This window comes from Streptomyces spongiae (assembly GCF_009377185.1).
Taxonomy (GTDB): domain Bacteria; phylum Actinomycetota; class Actinomycetes; order Streptomycetales; family Streptomycetaceae; genus Streptomyces; species Streptomyces spongiae.
In genome coordinates this window covers 1-2693 of record NZ_VJZC01000911.1, presented here as the reverse complement: position 1 = coordinate 2693, position 2693 = coordinate 1, and the positions used below count along the sequence as shown (strand labels likewise).

Below are 2693 nucleotides of genomic sequence, written 5' to 3'. Positions count from 1 at the left end.
GGGTGCGGAGGGGACCAGTGGGGTTGACCCCTGTTCGAGCGTGCAGGATGGGAAGCATGGATCTCCGAATCTTCACAGAGCCCCAGCAGGGGGCGACCTACGACACCCTTCTCAGCGTCGCCAAGGCCACCGAGGACCTTGGGTTCGATGCCTTCTTCCGTTCCGATCACTATCTCCGCATGGGATCCGTGGACGGCCTGCCCGGGCCCACCGACGCCTGGATCACCCTCGCCGGGCTCGCCCGCGAGACCAAGCGCATCCGGCTCGGCACCCTGATGACCGCAGGAACCTTCCGCCTGCCCGGTGTCCTCGCCATCCAGGTCGCCCAGGTCGACCAGATGTCGGGCGGGCGCGTCGAACTCGGCCTGGGCGCGGGCTGGTTCGAGGAGGAGCACAAGGCGTACGGCATTCCGTTCCCCAAGGAGAAGTTCGCCCGCCTCGAGGAACAGCTCGCGATCGTCACCGGACTGTGGGCGACGGAGGCCGGCAAGACGTTCAGCTACGAGGGCACCTACTACCAGTTGACCGACTCGCCCGCGCTGCCCAAGCCCGCGCAGGCCAAGGTGCCCGTGCTCGTCGGCGGGCACGGTGCGAGCCGCACGCCCCGCCTCGCCGGGCAGTACGCCGACGAGTTCAACATGCCGTTCGCCTCGATCGAGGACAGCGAGAGGCAGTTCAATCGGGTGCGGGCGGCGGCCGAGGAGGCCGGACGCAAGGGTGGCGACCTGGTGTACTCGAACGCCCTGGTCGTCTGCGTGGGCAAGGACGACGCCGAGGTCGCCCGCCGCGCCGCCGCGATCGGCCGCCAGGTGGACGAGCTCAAGGCCAACGGGCTCGCCGGCTCCCCGGCCGAGGTCGTCGACAGGATCGGCCAGTACCAGGCCGCCGGCTCCCAGCGGATCTACCTCCAGGTCCTCGACCTCGACGACCTGGACCACCTGGAGCTGATCTCCTCCCAGGTCCAGTCCCAGCTGTAGTACCTACGCAGGCTCCAGTGCGGGCCCCGCGCCCCGGAAGGGGCGCGGGGCTCTGACATCACGCGGTTCCGCCGCGTGGGCGCGACCGGCCACGAAGCACCCGCAGTCCGCGCACCCTCCGCAGCCCCACCCCGTTCCCGCCGACCGCGAGGTCACCCCACGCGTACCGGACTCGCCGACCGCGAGGTCACCGCACGCGCACCGGCAGGCTCGCGAAGCCGCGCGTGATGTTGTTGAGGGCGCGGACGGGTTCGCCGGCCGGTTCGATCCGTTCGACCCGCTCGGAGAGTGCCTTCAGGACGGCGTGTGCTTCGAGGCGGGCGAGGCCCTGCCCGGCGCAGGCGTGCTTGCCGAAGCCGAAGCCGAGATGGTCGGCGGGGGCGCGGCCGACGTCGAAGCGGTCGGGGTCGGGGAAGTGGCGCTCGTCGCGGTTGGCGGAGCCGTAACTGTGCAGGACCCGGGCCCCGGCAGGGATCAGCACCCCCTCGCCGAGGTCCACCTCGCGCGTCGTGACCCGGGAGAACACCTGGATGGGGCTCTCCATCCGCACGATCTCGTTGAGCGCCGACGGCACGAGTGCGGGATCGGCGCGCAGCGCGTCCCACTGCTCGGGGTGCCGGGCGAAGAGCCAGACCCCGCTGGACAGCGCCGCGATCGTCGTGTCGAACGCGGCCACGACATAGCCGGCCAGCAGTCCGATCGCCCCCTCGACGGGGATCTCTCCGCGCCGGTGCGCCTCCAACAGGGTCCAGCCGAAGCCACCCGGCATCAGGTTCTCCTTGGCGACGACCTCGGCGAGATAAGCCATCAGCGCCTGCACCTTCGGCACGGAGGCCGCCGTACGCGGGACGTCCGGGCCCGCCGAGTCGAACCAGCCCGCCGCCATGTCCAGCAACTGGTCCCGGCCCTCCTGCGGCCAGCCGATCAGGTCCATGATCACGTGCACGGGAAGGTCCTGGGCGAGATCGGTGACCGCGTCGAACGAGCCCCTCTCCAGCAGCAGTTCGACCAGCCCCCGCGCACGCCGGTCGATGTCCTCGGCCACCGGGCGCAGCGCACGCGGGGACAGCCGCTCGGTGAACAGCCTGCGCTGCTCGGTCTGCTCGGGTGGGTCCATGTGGATCAGGGCGCTGCTCCAGGCCTGGTTGAAGCCGTCGTTGAGCCCGATCCCCTGCGCGGAGGAGAAGGTCTCCCAGTCGCCGAGCGCCGCCCGCACCTGGTCGTAGCGGGAGACGAACCACAGGTCATGGCGGCTGAGGTAGGCGGCGGGACCGAGGTCGCGCAGCATCTTGTACTGCGGATACGGGTCCGTGAGTGCCTCCTCGCTGAAGAGGTCGGCGTCGGAGACGAGGGCGGGGGCGGCGAGCGTCACGGTGATCTCCTTTGATCGGTACGAGGGTTGAGGGGCAGCCGGGCAGCGGTGACCGTCAGGCCGCAGCCAGGGCGTGCGGCCGGCTCCCCGGCGGCGGGCAGAGTTCCGGGCGGGCGCGGCCTGTTCGCGGAAACCGAAGCCGTCGCAGCGGGCCTCGTCCACCTCGACGTGCGTCATGCCGACCACCATCGGCACGGCGGACGCGGGGGACCATGCGTGGTTCTACGGGGTGGGTACCTGGTTCTCCGGGGCGGGTACGCGACGGGCCGCCACCCAGGCCGCGATCTGGGTGCGCGAGGCGAAGCCCAGCTTGGCCAGGATGTGCTCCACGTGGCCGTCGACCG

General features: G+C 71.1%; 2 protein-coding genes. One reads left to right on the top strand and one right to left on the bottom strand.

Going from position 1 to position 2693, the window contains the following annotated elements; translation table 11 throughout:
* The first annotated feature begins 56 nt into the window (after positions 1 to 56).
* Complete coding sequence (locus tag FNH08_RS48565; protein ID WP_152778290.1) at positions 57 to 977, top strand: LLM class F420-dependent oxidoreductase; 921 nt, start codon at positions 57 to 59, stop codon at positions 975 to 977.
* A 187-nt stretch (positions 978 to 1164) separates the two neighbouring features.
* Here FNH08_RS48565 and FNH08_RS48560 read toward each other — a convergent pair whose 3' ends face one another.
* On the bottom strand, positions 1165 to 2526 hold the full coding sequence (locus FNH08_RS48560) for a cytochrome P450 (protein ID WP_152778289.1): 1362 nt from the start codon (positions 2524 to 2526) through the stop codon (positions 1165 to 1167).
* Positions 2527 to 2693: the final 167 nt, after the last annotated feature.

Bases quoted from the DNA above. Each gene is read 5' to 3' on its own strand.
- FNH08_RS48565 (WP_152778290.1), top strand. From the start codon at position 57: ATGGATCTCCGAATCTTCACAGAGCCCCAGCAGGGGGCGACCTACGAC.
- FNH08_RS48560 (WP_152778289.1), bottom strand. From the start codon at position 2,526: ATGACGCACGTCGAGGTGGACGAGGCCCGCTGCGACGGCTTCGGTTTC.